The sequence below is a fragment of the Campylobacter sp. 2014D-0259 genome (genome assembly GCF_008000505.1).
GTDB lineage: Bacteria > Campylobacterota > Campylobacteria > Campylobacterales > Campylobacteraceae > Campylobacter_D > Campylobacter_D jejuni.
In genome coordinates this window covers 537,842-552,590 of record NZ_VOAQ01000024.1, presented here as the reverse complement: position 1 = coordinate 552,590, position 14,749 = coordinate 537,842, and the positions used below count along the sequence as shown (strand labels likewise).

16 protein-coding genes are annotated in these 14,749 nt (G+C 30.4%); 9 read left to right on the top strand and 7 right to left on the bottom strand.

The features are described from left to right. Nucleotides 1-79: 79 nt before the first annotated feature. Nucleotides 80-658, top strand: coding sequence for an NAD(P)H-dependent oxidoreductase (locus tag SR63_RS07360; RefSeq protein ID WP_002858903.1), 579 nt, complete (start codon nucleotides 80-82; stop codon nucleotides 656-658). A 32-nt stretch (nucleotides 659-690) separates the two neighbouring features. Further along, nucleotides 691-1,587: a DMT family transporter gene (locus tag SR63_RS07355; RefSeq protein WP_002858902.1), complete on the top strand. Its 897-nt coding sequence runs from the start codon at nucleotides 691-693 to the stop codon at nucleotides 1,585-1,587. On the opposite strand, the gene SR63_RS07350 is transcribed toward SR63_RS07355, so the two are convergent. The 4 genes from SR63_RS07350 to tupA all read right to left on the bottom strand — a co-directional run bounded on the left by SR63_RS07350 (nucleotide 1,584) and on the right by tupA (nucleotide 4,998). Further along, nucleotides 1,584-2,549: a biotin-dependent carboxyltransferase family protein gene (locus tag SR63_RS07350; protein WP_002867084.1), complete on the bottom strand. Its 966-nt coding sequence runs from the start codon at nucleotides 2,547-2,549 to the stop codon at nucleotides 1,584-1,586. The two genes, SR63_RS07355 and SR63_RS07350, sit on opposite strands and share 4 nt — an antisense overlap. Beyond that, nucleotides 2,530-3,270, bottom strand: coding sequence for a 5-oxoprolinase subunit PxpB (gene pxpB, locus SR63_RS07345; protein WP_002867083.1), 741 nt, complete (start codon nucleotides 3,268-3,270; stop codon nucleotides 2,530-2,532). Before pxpB ends, SR63_RS07350 begins: the two co-directional genes overlap by 20 nt. A gap of 9 nt (nucleotides 3,271-3,279) precedes the next feature. Then, entirely contained in the window at nucleotides 3,280-4,047 is a 768-nt protein-coding gene (locus SR63_RS07340; protein WP_002867082.1) for a LamB/YcsF family protein, read from the bottom strand. A gap of 141 nt (nucleotides 4,048-4,188) precedes the next feature. Continuing rightward, nucleotides 4,189-4,998, bottom strand: coding sequence for a tungstate ABC transporter substrate-binding protein TupA (tupA, locus tag SR63_RS07335; protein WP_002877290.1), 810 nt, complete (start codon nucleotides 4,996-4,998; stop codon nucleotides 4,189-4,191). Nucleotides 4,999-5,076: 78 nt separating this feature from the next. On the opposite strand from tupA, the gene tupB reads away from it, so the two are divergent. From tupB to SR63_RS07300, 7 genes are all read left to right on the top strand, one after another. Further along, nucleotides 5,077-5,763, top strand: a complete 687-nt coding sequence (tupB, locus tag SR63_RS07330; protein ID WP_002873802.1) for a tungstate ABC transporter permease TupB — start codon at nucleotides 5,077-5,079, stop codon at nucleotides 5,761-5,763. 1 nt (nucleotide 5,764) lies between these two features. Next, the gene (tupC, locus tag SR63_RS07325) at nucleotides 5,765-6,760 is read left to right on the top strand and encodes a tungstate ABC transporter ATP-binding protein TupC (protein ID WP_012006789.1); all 996 of its coding nucleotides are present in this window, start codon (nucleotides 5,765-5,767) and stop codon (nucleotides 6,758-6,760) included. A 137-nt stretch (nucleotides 6,761-6,897) separates the two neighbouring features. After that, a complete protein-coding gene (gene acs / locus SR63_RS07320; RefSeq protein WP_002862181.1) occupies nucleotides 6,898-8,871 on the top strand; it encodes an acetate--CoA ligase in 1,974 nt (657 codons plus the stop codon). 81 nt (nucleotides 8,872-8,952) lie between these two features. After that, a complete protein-coding gene (gene galU, locus SR63_RS07315) occupies nucleotides 8,953-9,777 on the top strand; it encodes a UTP--glucose-1-phosphate uridylyltransferase GalU (RefSeq protein ID WP_063674809.1) in 825 nt (274 codons plus the stop codon). Further along, a complete protein-coding gene (locus SR63_RS07310) occupies nucleotides 9,771-10,991 on the top strand; it encodes a glucose-6-phosphate isomerase (RefSeq protein ID WP_002867077.1) in 1,221 nt (406 codons plus the stop codon). The genes galU and SR63_RS07310 overlap by 7 nt, the downstream gene beginning before the upstream one ends. Nucleotides 10,992-11,117: 126 nt before the next feature. Continuing rightward, the gene (locus tag SR63_RS07305; protein WP_002867076.1) at nucleotides 11,118-11,567 is read left to right on the top strand and encodes a Dps family protein; all 450 of its coding nucleotides are present in this window, start codon (nucleotides 11,118-11,120) and stop codon (nucleotides 11,565-11,567) included. A gap of 66 nt (nucleotides 11,568-11,633) precedes the next feature. Then, entirely contained in the window at nucleotides 11,634-12,671 is a 1,038-nt protein-coding gene (locus tag SR63_RS07300; RefSeq protein ID WP_002867075.1) for a DUF4143 domain-containing protein, read from the top strand. On the opposite strand, the gene SR63_RS07295 is transcribed toward SR63_RS07300, so the two are convergent. Genes SR63_RS07295 through coaE form a run of 3 tightly spaced genes read right to left on the bottom strand, consistent with a single transcriptional unit; the run spans nucleotide 12,668 to nucleotide 14,728 of the window. Continuing rightward, nucleotides 12,668-13,402, bottom strand: a complete 735-nt coding sequence (locus tag SR63_RS07295; protein WP_002877301.1) for a glucosaminidase domain-containing protein — start codon at nucleotides 13,400-13,402, stop codon at nucleotides 12,668-12,670. The two genes, SR63_RS07300 and SR63_RS07295, sit on opposite strands and share 4 nt — an antisense overlap. Then, on the bottom strand, nucleotides 13,377-14,126 hold the full coding sequence (gene dapF, locus SR63_RS07290) for a diaminopimelate epimerase (RefSeq protein WP_002867072.1): 750 nt from the start codon (nucleotides 14,124-14,126) through the stop codon (nucleotides 13,377-13,379). Before dapF ends, SR63_RS07295 begins: the two co-directional genes overlap by 26 nt. Then, complete coding sequence (coaE, locus tag SR63_RS07285; protein ID WP_002867071.1) at nucleotides 14,123-14,728, bottom strand: dephospho-CoA kinase; 606 nt, start codon at nucleotides 14,726-14,728, stop codon at nucleotides 14,123-14,125. Before coaE ends, dapF begins: the two co-directional genes overlap by 4 nt. Nucleotides 14,729-14,749 lie beyond the last annotated feature (21 nt).

Here is a 14,749-nt window from a genome sequence, read left to right as displayed (position 1 = left end):
TATCTTACTTTATTTTCTGTATTGAAAATGATATTATGCTAAGTTATAATTGTATCATAAAATTTAAAAAAGGATAAAAATGAAAAATATACTCTTGCTTAATGGCGCTAAAGAATTTGGAAATTCAAAAGGACAGCTTAATTTAACATTGCATAATCATGCTTTAGAAATTTTAAAAACATTAGGATACGAAGTAGATCAAACTCATATAGATCAAAGATATGATCCTAAAGAAGAGATACAAAAATTTATAAAAGCTGATGCTGTGATCTATCAAATGCCAGCTTGGTGGATGGGCGAGCCTTGGATAGTTAAAAAATATATCGATGAAGTGTTTGGTTTGGGTGCTGGAGTGCTTTTTAAAAATGATGGAAGAACTCATGAAAATCCTAGTAAAAACTATGGAAAAGGTGGTTTAGATCATGGTAAAAAATACATGTTTTCTCTCACTTGGAATGCACCTCTTGAAGCCTTTAATGATAAAAATGAATTTTTTGAAGGAAAGGGTGTGGATATGGTGTATTGGCATTTGCATAAGGCTCATGAATTTATAGGTATGAAAGCTTTACCAACTTTTATGTGTAATGATGTGGTAAAAAATCCTCAAGTGGAAAAATATCTAAACGAGTATGAACTACACTTGAAAAAAATTTTTTAAAAAATTTGACTTAAAAATTTCAAGGTGTAACATTGACTCGAACAAAGTATTTGTATATCTTGCTTGTTTTAGCTATGTTTTTATGGGGCTCATCTTGGCCTACTTCTAAGATTTTATCAGCTTATGCTGATACTTCTGTGATTACTTTTTGGCGTTTTTTCTTTGTTTTGCTAGGTTCTTTGATGGTATTGGGCTTTTTAAGAATTCCTTTAAGCCTTGAAAAATCCATTTTAAAATGGGTGCTGATAGCAGGAATTTTAAATGGGCTTTATACTTTTGTATTTTTTATTGCCATTAAGCATGGTTTAGCTGGAAAAGGCGGTGTTTTGGTTACAACTATGATTCCTATTTTTTCTTATTTGATATTTATGATAGCGATATTATTTCAAAAAGATAAAAAATCAACTCACAAGATCATAAAGAGTGAAATTCTAGGCTTATTTTTAGGTTTATTATCTGGATTTTGTTTGTTAAATTTAGGGAGTTTAGAAGATTTATTTGGCAAATTTAATATTTTATTTTTAACTTGTTCTTTTATTTGGGCTTTGATAGCAGTGTTTAATCATAAAGCCAAAGGAGTTCACCCTTTGGCGATTAACTTTTATATTAATCTCATTTCTGTTTTAATGTTTTCTTGGGTATTGTTTGATGTAAAAAGTTATGAAATTTTTCATTTTGAATTTAAATTTTGGATCAGTATGTTTGTCGTTGCTTTTTTATCAACTATTATAGGTACTAGTATTTATTATTATGGGATTCACATTTTAGGGAGCGTTAAGGCAAATTCTTTTGTTTTAATCACTCCTGCTAGTGCTTTAATTTGTAGTTATTTTATACTAGATGAGGTGCCAAATGCACTTACCTTGTTAGGTTGTGCCTTGGCTATAGGTGCTATATATTTTATCAATATTTATGGTAAAAAAGCTTAGATTAAATTTTCAAAATCAAGATTGATTTTTTGATCCATGGCTTTAAATTTCATTTCTCTTTGTTTATAAAGCTCTAAGGCTTCTTGCATGCTAATGCTTTGAAATTTAAAGCTAGAACCTAACTTAGCTTGTGCGAGTAAGCTTAGATCATTTTCTATAACCGTGCCTATTTTTGTATAACCTCCTGTGCTTTGTCTTCCTGCCATTAAAATGATAGGAATACCACTTTTTGGCACTTGTATGCTTCCAAAAACTGCAGGATCTGAGATGATATCTGCTGAGTTTTTATGCTCTATACTTTTGCTAGATTCTGCATAAATTGCCATTCTATCGCTTTTTGAACCTACTTTATAGCTAGTATTTAAAAAAGTATCTATGCCTTTTTGAGTAAAAGCATCTTCATTTGTTCCTAAAATAACGCGTATAATAGGCTCTTTATGGCTTTTAAAAAGAGGATTTTCACATTCTCTAGCTTCTAAATTAAAAGGTATAAAAGTATTATGAGTATTTAAAATATCATCTTTTTGCAAAGCTCTTCCTTCAAAAAATCCAACTCCCATTTTAGCATCGCTGGATTTAGAGTTTAAAAAGCTTTTTATTTCAAAGCCACCTGCTACGCATAAATATCCACGAAAACCTATTTTTGCTAAACCAAGCTCTAAAATATCGCCTTTATTTGCTTTATACACCTTGTAAGTTTTGATTTTTTGATTATTAAGCTTTGCCTCAAATTCAGCCCCACTTAAAACAAAATAATTCCCATCTAAAAATTCGTATTTTCCACCTTTTAAACAAAGTTCAACTCCTGCTTCATCTTGTTTGTTTCCAAGTAAGATATTTGCCATTCTTAAAGCATCTTCATCCATAGCCCCACTTCTTGCTATGCCAAATTTAGCAAATTTTTTTCTACCAAAGTCTTGCAAACTTGAATTTATAGATGCTTCAATGATTTTTATACTCATAAATTTCCTTTTGATAGACTTTTTTAGCAACTTGCTCTTGGATATCGAAAAATTCATCTTTTGAAATAGCTTTAAATTTTAAAAACATACCCGCTTTTAAAAGAGTAGGATTTTTTTCATCTTCTTTATCAAAAAATTCCAAAGGTGTTCTAGCAATGATTTGCCAACCCCCTGGGCTTGATATAGGATAAACTCCTGTTTGTTTATCGGCTATGCCTACACTTCCAGCTTCTATTTTTGCTCTAGGGCTTGAAAGGCGTGGGGTAAAAAGCCTTTCATCTAAACCTCCAAGATAAGGAAAACCTGCCATAAAACCTAGCATAAAAACAAGATAATAAGGCTTAGTGTGAAGAGATATAAGCTCTTCTTTTGAAATTTGATTGTGTTTGCACACAAATTCTAAATCCAGTCCAAATTCTTCATCATAACAAAGTGGAACTTCTATACAAAGACTTGAGTTTTGTTCTGCAAGTTTAATATCCTTTTTAATTTTTTCCAAAAAATCAAGCAAGGAATTTAAAGAAAGTATACAAGGATTAAAATATATAAGCAAGCTTGCATAAGCACTTACTAACTCATCAATACCATAAATTTCACCTTCTTTTAGGGCTTTTTGTATCCTTTGTTCTGTACTTAAAACATAAGCATTGATTTGAGGTGAAATTTCTTGCTCAAAACGTAAAAGCAAAGCCTTGCTTCCGCTAAAATGCACACTAAACATTGCTAAAACCTATATAAAATTTTCCAAAGCACAAATTTGAATTTGTTCTTTTTCTAAATTTTCTTTGATTTTTTTAACAAATTCTAAAGCTTTTATATTATCCCCATGAACACAAATACTATCGGCTTTCAAATCAATTTCTTTGCCATTTATGCTTGTAACTTTGCTTTCTTTTATCATTTTTATCACGCGTTTGATAGCTAAATTTTCATCGTGTATTAATGCCCCTTCTAATTTTCTTGAAACTAAAGTGCCATCATCATTATAAGCACGATCTGCAAAAACTTCATTAGCATATCTTAAACCTTTTTTCTTAGCCGCTTCATTCATAGCAGAATTACTAAGCCCTAGAAAAATAATATTTTCATCAAAACTCGCCACTGCCTCACAAAGTGCTAAGGCTAAATTTTCATCAATAGCTGCCATATTATAAAGTGCACCATGGGCTTTAAAATGCTGTATTTTCATACCTTTTGCCTTGGCAAAGCCAAATAAAGCTCCTAGTTGATACAAGGCATAGTTTTTAGCCTCTTCAAAGCTTATTTGCATATTGCGTCTTCCAAAACCCAAAAGATCAGGATAAGATGGGTGTGCTCCTATGCAAACACCATTTTGCTTGGCTAAATTTAAGGTTTTATCCATGACACAAGGATCACCCGCATGAAAGCCACAAGCGACATTTACTGAGCTTACAAATTTTAAAATTTCTTCATCCATTCCCATTTTATAGGCGCCAAAACTTTCCCCTAAATCACTATTTAAATCCACTTTGAACATTATTTGACCTTGTATATTTAATTATTGATTTTATTATATCTAAAGAAGAATTTTAAATAAGCTAAAAGTTTTGAAAAATAAATAAAAAAGTTACAATAAGTAAAAAATGATATTTTAAGCAGGTTAAAACCTGCTTAATTTTTAGTCTTTTCTCGTTTTTGCATCAATCACAAATAAAGGTTTATTAAGAAGTTTAAAATCAGCAATAAAATTTAAAGTCTTATCACTTGTTACCCATTTAATAAATTTGCTAGCTTCTGTATAATTTACATTTTTACAATGCTTAGGATTTGTTGCTATAACAGAATAGAAATTTTTAAGACTATCATCGCCTTCATTTACAATGACTAAGTTTGGATTTCCTTTTTCATTGGCTTCATATTTGATATAGGTACCACGATCGGTTAAAATCACACCTTTTTTTTCTTCAGCGATTTTAATGCTTGCTAACATGCCTTGTCCGCTTTGTTGATACCAGCTTTGTTTTTCAGGAACACCGCCAAGATTTTTCCAAAGACTTTTTTCTTTATTATCAGTGCCTGATTTATCACCTCTTGAGATGAAAGTGAGTTTTTCATTTTTGATAAGTTCTAAGCTTTCTTTTAAATTTTTACCTTTAAATTTAGAAGCTAAAGATTTATCTGCGATGATGATAAAATCATTATACATCACAGGAGTTCTATCTACACCAAAACCTTTTTTCATAAATTCTTTTTCAGCCTTTGGAGAATGCACAAAAAGCACATCAGCATTGCAATCTTCACCCATTTTTAAAGCTGCACCTGTTCCTACCGCAACCCATTTTAAGGTATTGCCACTTTCTTTTTCATAAAGAGGCTTTAGGGCATCTAAAAGTCCTGTATTGTCAGTGCTTGTTGTGGTTGCCATTTTAAGTTCTGCTGCACTTGCACTTAAAGCTAAAGCAAGGGCTAAAGAAATGATTTTTTTCATTTTTTCTCCTTATAAATTTACATAAAAAAATATTTTAGCATAATTATGCTAAAATTACTTATTTTAAAAAGGATATTTTTGGATTATATTTTTGATGGTTTTAAACAAGCTTTATTTTTACTTTTCAATGCCGATGAAAGCGTAATTTCGGCTATAAAAACTACACTTTTAAGCTCAAGTATTTCTATAGTTTTGGCTTTGCTTATAGGTTTTCCTTTGGGATTTATCTTAGGCTTTTTTGATTTTAAATTCAAACGCTTTATAAAACTTATCATAGATACTAGCCTCTCTTTTCCAACAGTTGCAGTAGGGCTTATACTTTATGCATTGATTTCAAGTCGAGGACCTTTAGGGGAATTTGGACTACTTTTTACTATAAAGGCTTTAATTTTAGGGCAGTTTATTTTAGCGCTTCCTATAGTGATTGCGCTTTTTTCAAATTTGATAGAAAATATGAATAAAAAACATTTTTTACTTATAAAATCTTTTCATCTAAGTCCTTTAAAACTTGTTTTAACCATGATTTATGAATTACGCTTTGCTTTGATTAGCGTCGTTGCACTAGCTTATGGACGCATTGTAGCAGAAGTAGGAGTAGCGATGATAGTAGGTGGAAATATCAAATACGACACTAGAACCATAACCACAGCTATTTCACTTGAAACCAACAAAGGCGAATTTGCTAGCGGTATAGCTTTGGCTTTGGTTTTAATTCTCATTGCCTTTTGTTTAAATTTCATCACACACAAACTCAAAAGAACATAAAATGATAGAAATTTCTAATCTTTTTTTCAACTATCAAAACAAAGAAGTTTTAAAAATCAAAAATTTAAAACTTGATACGAGTAAAATTAACATCTTAATGGGAGCGAATGGAAGTGGAAAATCTACATTTTTAAGAATATTAAAATTTTTAGAAGGAGATTTTTCAAAAAATATTTCTTATTTTGGAAATTTTAAACTTAATAATAAACAAAAGCGTGAAATTTATTTGCTTTTTCCAGAGCCTATTTTGTTAAATCGTAGCGTAAGGGCAAATTTTTTATTTACCTTAAAAACTTATGGGATTAAAGAAGATATTGAAGAGCGCATAAAAGAAAGTTTGATGTGTTTAAATTTAAATGAAAGTCTTTTAAATAAATATCCTAATGAACTTTCATCAGGACAAAGTCAAAAAATAGCTTTTGCTATAGCTTTAAGCGTAAGAGCGAAGTATTATTTACTTGATGAACCGAGTGCTTTTTTGGATAAAAATACTACACTTTTATTTAAAAAAGCTATTCTTAAAATGCACGAAAATTTCAATACAGGTTTTTTAATCGCAAGTCATGATAAACATTTTTTAGATTCTTTGGCTCAAAAAAAACTTTATTTACACAGTGGAGAAATTTTAGAATTTGAAAATACTAATGTTTTTGAACTAGAAAATCAAGGTGTGAAATTTTGTAATTTTATAGATTTTAGTAATTGTAAAAAATATAAAGATTTTAAAAAACCTCCAAGTAAAATTGCTATTGATCCTTATAAAATTTCTTTTTTTAATTCTAAAAATATCCCAAAAAATAATTATGAGTTTATTTTAGAAAAATGTTATATTATAGCACTTAGAAGCAGGAAAAGTGATGTTTTTATAAGGGTAAGTTGTATGGATAAAATTTTAGAATTTGCCTTAGAAAAACAAGAATTTTTAAAATTCGATTTAAAATTATACGAAGAACTCAGTCTTTATTTTTATGAAGATGCAATATGTTTCTTAAATTAACATACATTATAAATTTTAAATAAAATATTACAAATATTCCCATTTTTTATAAAATTTATCTTAATTATTTTTTAAATTTGTATTTAATACAAATAAACTCTTATATAATGTTTAAAAATAACCATAAAGGAGTTTTTATGCTTAATCAAAATAATCAAGAGCTTTTTAAGCCAAGTAAAGAATTTTCTCGTAATGCTCGTATAAAAAATTTATGTGAATACTATGATTTATGCGATGAAGCCAAGGAAGATTTTGAAGGTTTTTGGAAAAGACAAGCACTTGAGAAGATCGAGTGGTTTTCGCCTTTTTCAAGAGTGTTAAATGAGGATAAAGCTCCATTTTATAAATGGTTTGAAGGTGGAACTTTAAATGTAAGTTATCAATGTCTTGATCGTCATATGAAAACAAGACGCAATAAAGCTGCTTTGATTTTTGAAGGTGAAATGGGGGATTATGAAGTTTATACTTATAGAAGATTATTGCATGAAACTTGCAAGGCGGCCAATTTGCTTAAAAAATTCGGAGTAAAAAAAGGCGATAGGGTTGTAATTTATATGCCTATGATTCCAGAAACAGCTATAGTAATGTTAGCTTGTGCAAGGATTGGGGCTATTCATAGTGTGGTATTTGGAGGGTTTTCTCCTGAAGCCTTAAGAGATAGAATTATAGATGCAGGAGCTAAACTTGTAGTAACGGCTGATGGTGCTTTTCGTCGTGGCAAACCTTATATGTTAAAACCTGCAGTAGATAAGGCTTTAAGTGAAGGGTGTGAAAGTGTAGAAAAAGTACTTATAGTTATACGCAATAATGAGCCTATAGAATATATTAAAGGAAGGGACTATGTTTATAACGAACTTGTGAAAAATGAGTCTTATAAGTGTGAACCCGAAATCATGGATAGCGAGGATTTGTTGTTTTTGCTTTACACTTCAGGATCAACGGGCAAGCCAAAAGGAGTTATGCATGCAAGTGCAGGATATATACTTTGGGCACAAATGACTATGGAATGGGTTTTTGATATTAAAGATTATGATAATTATTGGTGTAGTGCTGATGTGGGTTGGATTACAGGACATACTTATGTAGTTTATGGGCCTTTAGCATGTGGAGCAACGACTATAATGCATGAAGGAACTCCTACTTATCCAAATTCTGGGCGTTGGTGGAGAATGATAGAAGAGTATCAAATAAGCAAATTCTACACTTCGCCAACTGCCATAAGAATGCTTCATGCTGATGCACCTGATGAGCCAAGAAAATATGATTTAAGTACGCTTGAAGTGCTTGGAACGGTTGGAGAGCCTATCAATCCTAGTGCTTGGAAGTGGTTTTATGATGAAATAGGGGGAACTAAAAGTCCTATAGTCGATACTTGGTGGCAAACAGAAACAGGTGGGCATATGATCACGCCTTTACCAGGCGCTACTCCTTTAAAACCAGGTTGTGCTACCTTGCCTTTGCCAGGAATTTTTGCAGAAGTTATTGATGAAGAAGGCAATAAAAAAGATGAAGGTGAAGATGGATTGCTTTGTATAACCAAACCTTGGCCTTCGATGATTCGTGGAATTTGGGGTAATGATGAACGCTATATAGAAAGTTATTTTTCTCAAGCTAAAAAAGATGGAAAAGCTGTATATTTTAGTGGCGATGGTGCTTTTTATGATAAAAATGGTTATATAACTATCACAGGAAGAACAGATGATGTGGTTAATGTTGCAGGACATCGTATAGGAACGGCTGAAATTGAAAGCGCTATTGCTAAACATCCAAGTGTAGCAGAATCAGCTGTAGTGAGTATTTTGGATGCGATTAAGGGCGAGTCACTGTTTGCTTTTGTGGTTTTAAGTCCTGCATCCAGTTGTGATCTTGGCGGAGCTATAGAAACTTTAAAAGAACTTAATGACATTTTAAGAGTAGAAATAGGACCTATAGCTAAAATAGAAAAAATTCTTTATACTCCAGGTTTGCCAAAAACTAGAAGTGGTAAAATAATGAGAAGAATTTTAAGAACTATAGCAAGAGGTGAAGAAATCAAACAGGATATTTCAACGCTCGAAGATTCTGGAGTAGTAGAAACTATTGTTAAATTAGCTAAGGCAGAGTTTGAATAACAAGGCAAAAAGAACTTTGCCTTGTTGCATAAAAATTCATAAAAATAAGCTATAATGATAAAAAAATAAAAGGAAATTTTTATGCTTCAAACTTGTATTTTCCCTGCGGCAGGTTATGGGACGAGATTTTTACCTGCAACAAAAACTTTACCTAAAGAGATGTTACCTATCTTAACTAAGCCTTTGATCCATTATGGGGTTGATGAAGCTTTGGAAGCAGGAATGGAAAATATGGGCTTTGTCACAGGGCGTGGAAAAAGAGCTTTGGAGGATTATTTTGATATTTCTTATGAACTTGAGCATCAAATTTCAGGTACAAAAAAAGAATACTTACTTGATGAAATTCGCTCTTTGATCAATCGTTGCACCTTTACTTTTACAAGACAAAATCAAATGAAAGGATTAGGTGATGCGGTTTTAAAAGGTAAACCTTTGGTTGGTGATGAAGCTTTTGGCGTAATTTTGGCTGATGATTTGTGTGTCAACGAAGAAGGCTTAAATGTTATGGCTCAAATGGTAAAAATTTATGAAAAATATCGCTGCACCATCATAGCTGTGATGGAAGTACCAAAAGAACAAGTTTCAAACTATGGAGTAATTTTTGGAAATTTTGCAGAAGAAAATCTTATCATGGTTAATTCTATGATAGAAAAACCAAGTCCTGATGAAGCTCCAAGTAATCTTGCTATCATAGGAAGATATATTTTAACTCCTGATATTTTTGGAATTTTAGAAAATACTAAAGCGGGAAAAAATGGCGAAATTCAACTTACCGACGCGCTTTTAACTCAAGCAACCAATGGTATGGTTTTAGCTTATAAATTTCAAGGGAAACGCTTTGATTGTGGAAGTGTAGAAGGCTTTGTAGAGGCTACAAATTATTTTTACGAGAAAAGTAAATGTTAAACAATACACTTTTTTTTAAACAAAGTGAAATTCACACTATAAGCTCTTATGCAAATCGTATTAATGATGAGGTAAAAAGTGGAGATATAGGGTATTATCATCTTATTGACACGAGCTTAAGCCTGATTGATGAGAGTTTGGCTTTTATCAAAGACAAAGAACACATAAAAAATATTGTTTTAGTGGGAATGGGTGGTTCAAGTTGCGGTGTAAAAGCCTTGCGTGATATGCTTTTTAATGAAAAAAGTAATCAAAGAGAACTTTTTATACTCGATAACACAAGTTCACATTCTTTTAATAAGACTTTAGAAAAAATCAAGCTTGAAGAAAGTTTGTTTTTAATCATCAGTAAAACAGGTAGCACTATAGAAGTCGTATCGCTTTTTAAACTTCTTATTGAACATTTTAAACTTGATATGCAAGAATTAAAAAAATACTTTGTTTTTATTACCGATAAGGATTCAAAACTTCATCAAGAAGGTGAAAATTTAGGTATTAAATGCTTTTTTATCCCTGCAAATGTAGGAGGTCGTTTTAGCATACTTTCAGCCGTAGGTATAGTTCCGCTTTGTTTTTGTGGCTATAATGCCAAAGCTCTTTTGGAAGGAGCTAAAGCTTGTTTTGAAGATTTTTTTACTCACAAAAAAGATGAAATTTTACAAAAAGCCTACCATTATTGCACGCATAAAAATGCCAATATCAATGTACTTTTTTCATATAGTGATGCTTTTAAAGGCTTTAATGAATGGTATATTCAGCTTATTGCTGAAAGTTTAGGTAAAAAGCAAGGCTATAAACGCATAGGTTTGACTCCTATTGCACTTATTGGCGCAAGAGATCAGCATAGTTTTTTACAACTCATCATGGATGGACCTAAAAATAAAACTGTAACTTTTTTAAAAATCAAAGACGCTCAAAAAGCACCTATTATCCCTGATATTCATTTTAAATTTTTAGATTCTTTAAGCAATAAAGTCAATCTTCACGAACTTTTAAACGCTCAATGTGATGCAACTATGCACGCTTTAATCGCTGAAAATTTGAGTGTTGATGTGATAGAACTTGAAAAACTTGACGCTTGGCATGCGGGATATTTGATGTATTATTATGAACTTTTTACTTCAACTTGCGGTGTTATGCTAGGGATTAACACTTATGATCAACCTGGTGTGGAAGTTGGAAAGTTGATCTTAAAAAATATATTAAATTCTTAATCAAAATTCATTAAAAAAGAGTATAATGATTTTAAGTTAAAATTATAATAAAAATTTTTAATTAATAATAATTATTATTTAAGAATTTTATGTTATAATTTTAAAAATTAAAAAAAGGAGTCAATCATGTCAGTTACAAAACAATTATTACAAATGCAAGCAGATGCTCATCATCTATGGGTTAAATTTCATAATTATCACTGGAATGTAAAAGGTTTGCAATTTTTTTCTATACACGAGTACACAGAAAAAGCTTATGAAGAAATGGCAGAACTTTTTGATAGTTGTGCTGAAAGAGTTTTACAACTTGGCGAAAAAGCTATCACTTGCCAAAAAGTTTTAATGGAAAATGCAAAAAGTCCAAAAGTTGCAAAAGATTGCTTTACTCCGCTTGAAGTCATAGAACTGATCAAACAAGATTATGAATATCTTTTAGCAGAATTTAAAAAACTCAATGAAGAAGCAGAAAAAGAAAGCGATACTACAACAGCTGCTTTTGCGCAAGAAAATATCGCAAAATATGAAAAAAGTCTTTGGATGATAGGCGCTACTTTACAAGGTGCTTGCAAAATGTAATTTAAGGGGCTTTATGCCCCAATTATACAAACTAGGTTATAATATCCTTTTTTAAAGGATAAAATTTTGAAAGTACTTAATTTTTTTTATGAAAACCACCCTAAATTTGAAGTAAGTTATGAAAGAAAAAATCAAATTTCAAAACCAAATATTATCATAAAAGGCCCACGATTTTGTGGTAAAAAAACACTTATTTTTAATTTTTTATCTCAATTTAAAGCAAGTGAAATTTTGTTTTTAGATTTATATGATACACGCTTTGAAAAACAAAGTTTAGAAAGACTTGCTGATTTTCTGAATGAAAATTTACAAATTAAAATTCTTTGCCTTTATAATTTGGATTTTATCCCTAATTTAGAAAAAATTAAAATTCCCATCATCTTAAGTACAAATATAAAAGATTTAAATATAAATGGGTTTGAAGAGCTTGAACTCGATTATTTTGATTTTGAAGAATTTATTAGTGTAAGTAAGAAAAATTTACCTATAAATAATTTAGTAGGTCTTTTTTTACAAAGTGGACGCAGTAAATTTGGAGAAAAAAACATACTTCTAAGACAAAGCTTCACTCTTTTAGAATTAGAAATTTTAAAGTATTTAGCTTTAAATTTGGGTCAGCAAATCAGTATTTCTAAGATATTTATAGAACTCAAAAAAAGATTAAAAACTTCAAAAGATAGTGTTTATCAAGCTATAAAAAAATTAGAAAATACTTATGTGATCTATACTTTAAAACATGATGAAAAAAAACTTCAAAAGATTTATTTTAAAGATTTTGGCCTAAGAAATAATCTTTGTATTTCAAAGGATTTTTCACATTTATTTGAAAATTTAGTTTTAAGCGAGTTGTTTAAATTTAAAGAAGAATTTTTTTATAACAAATACTTTAACTTTTATAGCCAAATATCTAAAATTGCTTATATTTCAAGTCCAACTTTAGATATTGATTTGATCAAGCTACGTGCTAAGAAAATTTTACCAAAGGCTTTAGAACTTGGAATTTTTCATGTGATTTTTATCACTCTTTCAAGCGAGGATAATTTTTTTGAGCAAGGGGTTAAATTTGAAGTCATATCTTTTGATAAATTTTCACTTGGATTTTAGGTGTTGTTTGAGTTTGTATCGTATTTTTCAAGGTTGTATCGTTTGATGATTTTTGTAATAAGATTGATATAATATCCCTTGCGTTCAGAATAAGAATCTAAAGTTTTAATAGCCTCTAGCCCTGTTATCTCTTTGCCTTCGCTTTCAAATTTAGCTCTTGCATCGCGAAACTTTTCATAAGCAAAATGACGATTTAAATTTAAAACATAAGAGTCAACACTATCTTGCAGACTATCAAAAATTTTAATTTTGTGTTTTTTATCTGGATGTCTTAAATCAGGAATTAAACCTTTCTCACCCCAAGTCCATTCTCCAAAAAGATTGTTTGCTTCTCTTGCGAAGCGACTGGTACCTGTAGCACTTTCAACTAAAGCTTGGGCTATACCCATGGATTTTGGAATTTTTTGAATACGTTTTTTATATTCTGCAAAATCATAAAGATTTTCAATGCGATATTTGTTTTTTATCGTGATAAGTTTTTCAAGATTTATTTGGTTTGAAGTCCTAAAGCCTGTTTTGTAAGCATCTTTAAAAAAGGCTTCGATAAAGGCTCTTTCTTGTTCAATTTTTTTAAAGCTTTGATCAAACATTTCATTCATTTTTGTAAAAAAAATTTGCCTTTTTTGATCTATATCAAGTTTGTAATATTCCTCTCCAAATCCACTCTTTAGATCATCAGCGGCAAAAAGTGGGATTAGAAAAAGACTAAGAAAAATTATAATTGGCTTCAAAACAATACTTTACCTTTCCTTCAAAAAACAATTCTTCATTTTTATATGCAAACCCTACCTCTTCACCACTTTTAGGAGTTATTTTAACTTTATTTTGTACTTTTTTATTTAAAAATGCCAGATAAAAACAAGCCCCCATTCCTGTGCCACAAGCTAAGGTTTCATCTTCAACTCCGCGTTCATAGGTGCGAACTTTTAAATGATTTTCATCTAAAATTTTTACAAAATTAACATTGGCATTATATTTTTGTCTCATTTTTTGACAAAGCATTGTATCAAATTCATCTAAATTTTGACAAAAATGTACTAGATGTGGAACTCCAGTGTTGCAAAGTTGCCAAGTTTTTCCTAATTCTTCAAAAGTATTTTGCACGCTTTTTATTTTGCCTAAAGATACTTCAACTTTATCTTGATTTACCTTTGCTTTTATTACTCCTGCACCAGTTAAAAAACTCATGTTAGGATTTATTTTGTTAATATGATGTACAAAATGTGCCGCAGCCCTTGAGCCATTGCCACACATAGCAGCCCTTGAGCCATCGTTATTATAAAATTCCCATTCAAAGTCGTATTTTTCATGAGGTAATATCACGATAAAGCCATCCGCGCCTATACCCTCATAACGATTACAAAGTTCTTTAGCTAAAGCACTTCTATCTTCTTTTCTATCAGCATTTGTTATGACAAAATCATTCCCACTTGCACAATATTTATAAAATTTCACATTTTTCCTTTAGAAATTTCTTGTATTACTTTAACACATTCTTGCCTAAAATCGGCATAAGAATTAGTATTTTTAATGATAAAATCTGCTTTTTTAAGTTTTTCTTCAATATCTATTTGAGAATCAAGTCTTGCTTTTGCAGCTTCTAAGCTAAGCTTATCTCTTTGCATGATTCTTTTAAGGCTTAATTCTTTAGGTGTGTAAATTACAATGACTTTGCCTAAATTTTCATAAGCACCGCTTTCAAAAAAAAGAGGAATTTCTACAAAAAAAGCTTTATTTTCCTTATCTAGAATTTGCATTTGTTCTAAAATTTTAGCTCGAATTTTAGGATGAGTGAAATTTTCTAAGATTTTTTTAGCTTCTTTGTTGTTAAAAACAATTTCTCCAAGGATTTTTCTATCGATTTTCTTTTCTTTTGTGAGTAAATTTTTTAAACTAAAGGGAGAAAAAATCTTTTCAAGCTCTAAAGCATTTTCATCTAAAATTTCATGAGCGATTTTATCTGCACTAATGCTTTTAAAGCCTAAAGAATTCGCTATTTCTATAAAGGTGCTTTTACCACAAGCAATTGAAGCGGTTACAAAAAAAGCATTTTTCATCTTATGCCTTATTAAAACTTT